Annotated in this window: 7 protein-coding genes; 5 read left to right on the plus strand and 2 right to left on the minus strand. The window is 67.0% G+C overall.

From position 1 onward, the window contains the following. A complete protein-coding gene (locus tag JX25_RS12130; protein WP_128255375.1) occupies positions 1–273 on the plus strand; it encodes a DUF6525 family protein in 273 nt (90 codons plus the stop codon). Positions 274–282: 9 nt separating this feature from the next. Here JX25_RS12130 and JX25_RS12135 read toward each other — a convergent pair whose 3' ends face one another. Further along, positions 283–786: a DUF2076 domain-containing protein gene (locus JX25_RS12135; RefSeq protein ID WP_128255376.1), complete on the minus strand. Its 504-nt coding sequence runs from the start codon at positions 784–786 to the stop codon at positions 283–285. A 134-nt stretch (positions 787–920) separates the two neighbouring features. Between JX25_RS12135 and JX25_RS12140 the strand changes: the two genes are divergently transcribed. Continuing rightward, the gene (locus tag JX25_RS12140; RefSeq protein ID WP_128255377.1) at positions 921–1,553 is read left to right on the plus strand and encodes a trimeric intracellular cation channel family protein; all 633 of its coding nucleotides are present in this window, start codon (positions 921–923) and stop codon (positions 1,551–1,553) included. A 4-nt stretch (positions 1,554–1,557) separates the two neighbouring features. On the opposite strand, the gene ypfJ is transcribed toward JX25_RS12140, so the two are convergent. Further along, a complete protein-coding gene (gene ypfJ / locus JX25_RS12145; protein WP_128255378.1) occupies positions 1,558–2,403 on the minus strand; it encodes a KPN_02809 family neutral zinc metallopeptidase in 846 nt (281 codons plus the stop codon). A 103-nt stretch (positions 2,404–2,506) separates the two neighbouring features. Here ypfJ and JX25_RS12150 point away from each other — a divergent pair, with 103 nt between their 5' ends. The 3 genes from JX25_RS12150 to JX25_RS12160 all read left to right on the plus strand — a co-directional run bounded on the left by JX25_RS12150 (position 2,507) and on the right by JX25_RS12160 (position 6,346). Continuing rightward, a complete protein-coding gene (locus JX25_RS12150; RefSeq protein WP_128255379.1) occupies positions 2,507–3,622 on the plus strand; it encodes a metallophosphoesterase in 1,116 nt (371 codons plus the stop codon). 65 nt (positions 3,623–3,687) lie between these two features. Then, positions 3,688–4,440 carry a TSUP family transporter gene (locus JX25_RS12155; RefSeq protein ID WP_128255380.1) on the plus strand — a complete coding sequence of 251 codons (753 nt, stop codon included), beginning with the start codon at positions 3,688–3,690 and terminating at the stop codon, positions 4,438–4,440. A 133-nt stretch (positions 4,441–4,573) separates the two neighbouring features. Continuing rightward, positions 4,574–6,346 carry an SLC13 family permease gene (locus tag JX25_RS12160; protein WP_128255381.1) on the plus strand — a complete coding sequence of 591 codons (1,773 nt, stop codon included), beginning with the start codon at positions 4,574–4,576 and terminating at the stop codon, positions 6,344–6,346. The last annotated feature ends 139 nt before the right edge of the window (positions 6,347–6,485 follow it).

A 6,485-nucleotide genomic window follows, 5' to 3' on the forward strand; every position in this document is an offset into this window, starting at 1 on the left:
ATGCGCCGCAACATCCGCACCTCGCTTCGCCGCCGGGGGCGGGGCGATGCGATGGCGCGCTATGATCGCCTGCCGGAGGAGCTTCGCCAATGGCTCGCCTTCGCCGCCCTGCCATGGAGCGCGCAAAGCGCCCTGCGCATCTGGCAGGCGGCCATGGCCGAAAGGCCGTGCCCGCGCCACGCCCTTGACCGGCTGGCCGCGGCCGAGGCGCGGCTTCTGGCGCGCGACGCCCCCCGCATCTGGGGCGGCGATCATCCCGCGCGTCGGGGCTGAACGGGCGGCTTATTCTTCAAAGCCACCATCATCGAACCCGTCGTCCTGATCGGCGGATTCGTCGGTCAGCGGTTCCTCGTCCTCGGGGGTGCTGGCGGCGGCGTCACCGGCGAACATGCCGCCGATCATGTTGCCCAGAAGCACGCCGCCCGCCACGCCCATGGCCGTTTGCGCCGCGCCGGCCAGAAAGCCGCCCCCCTGTGCCGCGGCAGGCCGGGGCGAACGCCGCGAAACGTTGGGCACGGATGGCCCGCCCAGAAAGCGCGACAGGAATCTGTCGGTTTTCTGCGGGCTGCTTTTGGCCTCCAGCTCCTCGATCCGTTTCTGGGCGGCCTCCAGCGCCTTTTCCTGAACGATCACTGTTTGCGCAAGGTAATAGGGCGCTGCGGGCTGCTGGGCGATGGCGCTGCGGATATACGCCTCGGCCCCGTCATCGCGCTGCGGCCCCTGCCGTTCCACCATTGCAAGCTTGTTGAAAAGGATGGTGATCGCCTGCCGGTCGCCTTCGTTCATGATGCTCCCTTTCCTTTTGGTCTGCCGCAGCGTAGCTGCCCGCCCTGCACCCCGCAACCGCCACCGTTTTGGTCATCGCCACCCGACGCGGCGGCAGGTAGATTGCCGCACTGGATGCGGTGAAGGAGATTCCGATGGCTTTGCCCGATGATATCAACACGCTGACTGCCTCGGCGCTGCCCTTGCTGGACGTGGCGGGGATCGCGGTTTTCGCCATTTCGGGCGCGCTGGCGGCGGCGCGGGCGGGGCAGACGATCGTTACCTTCACGTTTTTCGCCGCGATCACGGGGATCGGGGGCGGAACGCTGCGCGATCTGCTGATCGGGGCGCCGGTGTTCTGGATGCATGATCCGGTCTGGATTTCCACCTGCCTGATCATGGCCTGGGCCGTGTGGTTCACGCCGCGCAACCTTTGGCCCGAACGGGCGGTGGACTGGTTCGATGCGGTGGGCCTTGCGGCCTACAGTGTCTATGGTTCGGCCAAGGCGCTGGCCTATGGCATCCCGCCGCTGCCTTCGGCGGTGATGGGGATCGTGACGGCCTGCATGGGCGGGATCGCGCGTGACACCCTTGCCGGCGTGCCGTCGATCCTGATCCGCCCCGAGATTTACGTGACGGCCGCCGCGGTTTCGGCAGGCAGCTTCGTTGCGCTGACCGCCCTTGGCCTGCCGCTGATGCTGGCGGCGATAATCGCGGGGGTTCTTGGCTTCACGCTGCGCGCGCTGGCCATCCTGAAGGGGCTTGCGCTGCCAACCTACCGCGGTTGACCGGTCAAAGCCGCTGCGCCGAGAACGTGTCGCAGCTGTCCACCCGGCCCGTCCGGTACCCTGTCCGGAACCAGCGCGAGCGTTGTTCCGCCGTGCCATGCGTGAAGGTGTGCGGCGAAGGCACACGGCCCGCATTGCGCTGAAGCGTGTCATCCCCGATCTGGCGGGCGGCGTTCACGGCCTCTTCCAGGTCGCCGGATTCGAGGGAGCCGAACCGCTGTTCGGCATGGCGGGCCCAGATGCCGGAAAAGCAATCGGCCTGAAGTTCGATCCTGACCGAGATGGCGTTGCTGTCGGCCTCGCTGCTGCGGGCGCGCACCTCGTTCGCGGCCGAAAGGATTCCCAGTTCGTCCTGCACGTAATGGCCCACCTCATGCGCGACCACGTAGGCTGACGCGAAATCGCCCGCGGCGCCCAGCTGGCGTTCCATCGTCACGAAGAACGCGGTGTCGAGATAGACCTTCTTGTCGCCGGGGCAGTAGAAAGGGCCGGTTGCGCCGCTGGCCCCGCCGCAGGGCGATTGCGTCACGCCCTTGTAAAGCACCAGCGTCACCGGCCGATAGGCGGTGTTCAGCTGGGTGTCGAAGATGCCTGCCCACACCTCTTCGGTATCGGCAAGGGTCACGGAAACAAACTCGGCCGCCTCTTCGTCGGCCTGCGTGATCTCTCCTCCGCCTTGCTGGATGGACTGGCCGTTCAGCAGGGGCGTCAGGTCCACGCCAAGGAAATAGCCGATCACCACGATCGCCAGCAGCCCCGCGCTGCCGCCGCCCACCGCGATGCCGCGGCCGCCGCCCGATGACCGGCGATCCTCGATGTTCCGGCTTCCCCGCCTGCCGCGCCACTGCATCCGCATCTCCTTCTTCGCCCGGATGGGAAAGCGCATAGCATGTTCAAGGTTCCCTTGTGCTGTGGTCTAACGCTGCACGAGCATCATCTTAGCAGGCATGTCATTGTTCCACCTTATCACCGCCACCGTCGCCGTTTACGTCATCCTTCGTGTCGTCGTTCCTTTGCGCTGGCCGCGCGGGGCGAGGATCCTGCTGGGGTTGGTGGTGCTTCTGGTTTCGCAGCATCACCTTGCCAGCAAGCTGCTTTACGGCACGATGTTCGCCCCCGACGCGCCGCGGCTGATGATGATCGCGGTGAACTGGCTGTTCGGGGCCATCATCCTGTCCTTCGCGTTCCAGCTTGTGCTGGACATCGCGGCGCTGCTGGCCGCGCTGCTTCGGCGCCGGTGGGTGCCGGTGGCGGGGGGGCTGCGGCAGGCGGCGGCAGCGGCGGCGCTCTTGCTGGCCGGCCTCGGCGTGTGGGAGGCGATCCGCGTTCCCGATGTGCGGCGGATGGAGATTGCGGTTCGGGGCCTGCCGCCCGAGTTTGACGGCTTCCGCATTGTGCAACTGACCGACCTGCACCTGAGCCGCATCTTCAGCGAAAGCTGGGCGCGCGGCGTGGTGGAGCGGACGAATGCGCTTGAGGCCGATCTTGTTGCGATCACCGGCGATCTGATCGACGGATCCACCGGCGAGCGGGCCCGCGACATCGGCCCGCTTGCCGATCTGCGAGCGGCGGACGGGGTTTTCATGGTGACCGGCAACCACGAATACTATTTCGGGTATGAAGGCTGGATGGACCGTTTCCGCCAGCTTGGCCTGACCGTGCTGGCCAACAGCCACGAGGTGATCCGCCGCGGAAACGCCGAACTGGTGCTGGCCGGTGTGACGGACTGGACCGCGCTGCGGATGGGCCTGCCCGCGCCCGATCTGCAACAGGCACTGGCGGGGGCGCCCGATGCGCCCGTCATCCTGCTGGATCACCAGCCGCGCGGCGCGGCGGCCAATGCGGCGGGCGGGGCGGATCTGCAACTGTCGGGCCACACGCATGGGGGCATGATCCTTGGGCTGGATCGGATCGTCGCGCGGTTCAACAACGGCTTCGTTTCGGGGCTTTACGATGTGGACGGCATGGCGCTTTACACCAGCAACGGCACGGGGCTGTGGATGGGCTTCACCATGCGCCTTGGCCGCCCGTCCGAGATTACCGAGATCACGTTGCGCCCCGCCTCCTGAATTGCCCTTGATCTTCCCTTGATGCTGCGTCGTAAGGAAGCAGGCGCAGGGCAGGGGGATGCGGCATGTGGGACCTTTCGGTCGAGGTGGTGGTCTTTCTGGTTGCCGCGGCATTTCTGGGCGGCTTCATCGACGCGATCGCGGGGGGTGGCGGGCTGATCACGCTGCCGGCGCTGCTGATCGGCGGGATGGACCCGGTAACGGCGCTTTCAACCAACAAGGCGCAGGGCGTGTTCGGATCGGCCACGGCGGCCATCAGCTATGCCCGCGCGGGACATGTGGACCTGCGCAAGCAGGGACGCGCGGCGCTGGTGGCACTGCTTGCGGGCGGGGCCGGCGCGATGGTGGCGGGCCGCATCCCGACCGGCCTGCTGGAGATGATCCTGCCCGTCGTGCTGATCGCCATCGCGCTGTTCTTTGCGCTGAAGCCGGGGCTTTCGGATGCGGACCGCGTGCGCAGCGCCTCGCCGCTGGCCGTGTTCTTCGTGCCGCTGGTGGCGTGTTATGACGGGCTGATCGGGCCGGGGGCGGGGTCGTTCTACATGCTTGGCTTCGTGATGCTGGCGGGGTTCGGGATCCTGAAGGCGACGGCGCACACCAAGCTGCTGAACTTTTCGTCCAACCTTGGCAGCCTGCTGGTTTTCGCGGTGATCGGAACGCCGCTTTGGTCGGTCGGGCTGGTAATGGGGGCGGCGGCGGTCGTGGGGGCGCGCATGGGATCGCGGCTGGCGATGCGGATCGGCGCGCGGGTGATCCGGCCGCTGCTGGTTGTCACCTCCACCGCGATGGCGCTGCGGCTGATCTGGCAGATGTTCTGACGGAACATTCGGGCCCATTGCGGGTTCAACCGCTGTCAGGGGGAGGGTCCGATGAAGCGCAGGATTCTTTGTGTTTTCCGTGCAGGACAGGCGGTACCGCGTTGATCCGGCAAGTTCATTTCATGGACCGCCCATGACGCAGCCGCAGATCCTTTCCTTTTCGATCCTTGGCGCGATGATGCTCCTCTTTATATGGGGGCGGCTTCGGTATGATCTTGTGGCGATGCTGGCGCTGCTTGCCTCCATCCTTGCGGGCACCGTCAAACCCGAGGAGGCGTTCACCGGCTTCAGCGACGACATCGTCATCATCGTGGCCAGCGCGCTGATCGTCAGCGCTGCCGTTGCCCGTTCTGGCGTTGTGGAAACCGCGCTGCGCTGGCTGGGCCGGCGCGTCACCCGATTGCGCTGGCAGCTGATGGTGCTGGTTGGCACCGTCACCGTGATGGCGGCGCTGATCAAGAATATCGGCGCGCTGGCCATGCTGATGCCGGGGGCGCTGAAGATGGCGAAGCGGTCTGGCTCCTCTCCCTCGGTGTTCCTGATGCCGATGTCGTTCGGCTCTCTGCTCGGGGGGCTGATCACGCTGGTCGGCACGTCGCCCAACATCATCGTGTCGCGCGTGCGCGAACAGATCACGGGCGAGCCGTTTTCGATGTTCGACTTCGCGCCGGTGGGGCTTGGGCTGGCGGCGGTGGGGCTGGTGTTCCTGACCTTCGGTTACCGCCTTTTGCCGCGCGACCGTGGCGGCGCCCCATCCATGAGCGAGGCCGTCGGCATCAAGGATTACAACACCGAGGCGACGGTTCCCGAAGGATCCAGGCTGGCGGGCAGTTCTGTGGGCGATTTCCTCGGCTCGGTCGAAGGGGGGCTGGCGGTGACGGGCATCATCCGCGACGGGGTGCGCCGCCCCGTCACCCTGCCCGACAACCTGATCCATGAAGGCGATACCCTGTTGCTGCGGGGCGAACCGGACGAGCTGGAGCGCGCGATCTCCGGCTCGGGCCTTGAACTGGCGCGCCAGAAGCCGTTGCCCGAAGGCACGCCGAAACAGCCGATGGTGATGATCGAGGCGGTGGTCACGCCTTCATCCCCCGTGGTGGGGCAAAGCGCGGGGCGGATGCTGCTGCACGGCCAGCACGGGGTCAACCTGATCGCGATTTCCCGCGCCGGCCACCGGATGCGCAACCGGCTGAAGGATACCGATCTTGCGGCGGGCGATGTGCTGCTGCTTCAGGCGCCGTCGGCCGTGGTGGCCGAAAGGCTGCGGCTGCTCGGGCTGCTGCCGCTGGCCGAACGCACGATCCGGCTGGGCAGCGTGCACAAGGCCTTGCTGCCCTTGGCGATCCTGATCGCGGCGATGGCCCTGACGGCGGCAGGGATCGTTCCCGTTGCGGTGGCCTTCTTTGCCGCCGCCGCCCTGATCATGATGACCGGCGCCATCAGCCTGCAAGAGGCGTATGACGCCGTGGAATGGCCCATCATCGTGATGCTGGGCTGCCTGATCCCCGTCAGCGGGGCGTTGCAGACCACGGGCGGGACGGAACTGATCGCGACGTGGCTTTCGCAAACGGCCGAGGGGCTTCCGGTCTGGCAGGCGCTGGCGCTGATCATGGTAGCGGCGATGGCCGTGACGCCGTTCCTGAACAATGCCGCCACGGTTCTGGTGATGGCCCCCGTTGCCGCGGGTTTTGCGGCGCAGCTCGGCTATCGCCCCGACGCGTTCCTGATGGCCATCGCCGTCGGGGCGGGGTGCGATTTCCTGACGCCCATCGGGCATCAGTGCAACACGCTGGTGATGGGGCCGGGCGGGTATCGCTTCAGCGACTATGCCCGCCTTGGTGCGCCGCTGTCCGTGCTGGTCGTGGTTGTGGGCGTGCCGCTGATCCTTGCCGTCTGGGGGGCTTGATCAGGGGCGGGCGAACAGCGCCTCCCCGTCCGTTGTCCGCCTATTGGCAACCAGTGCGGCCAGAAGCACGCGGGCCTGACCGGGACGCAGGCGTGCCGAATGGACCGCCCCCGCCTGCGCCAGATCAAACCCACCCCCG

Source organism: Falsirhodobacter deserti (assembly GCF_004015795.1).
Lineage (GTDB): Bacteria > Pseudomonadota > Alphaproteobacteria > Rhodobacterales > Rhodobacteraceae > Falsirhodobacter > Falsirhodobacter deserti.

Bases quoted from the DNA above. Each gene is read 5' to 3' on its own strand.
- JX25_RS12130 (WP_128255375.1), top strand. From the start codon at position 1: ATGCGCCGCAACATCCGCACCTCGCTTCGCCGCCGGGGGCGGGGCGAT.
- JX25_RS12135 (WP_128255376.1), bottom strand. From the start codon at position 786: ATGAACGAAGGCGACCGGCAGGCGATCACCATCCTTTTCAACAAGCTT.
- JX25_RS12140 (WP_128255377.1), top strand. From the start codon at position 921: ATGGCTTTGCCCGATGATATCAACACGCTGACTGCCTCGGCGCTGCCC.
- ypfJ (WP_128255378.1), bottom strand. From the start codon at position 2,403: ATGCAGTGGCGCGGCAGGCGGGGAAGCCGGAACATCGAGGATCGCCGG.
- JX25_RS12155 (WP_128255380.1), top strand. From the start codon at position 3,688: ATGTGGGACCTTTCGGTCGAGGTGGTGGTCTTTCTGGTTGCCGCGGCA.
- JX25_RS12160 (WP_128255381.1), top strand. From the start codon at position 4,574: ATGACGCAGCCGCAGATCCTTTCCTTTTCGATCCTTGGCGCGATGATG.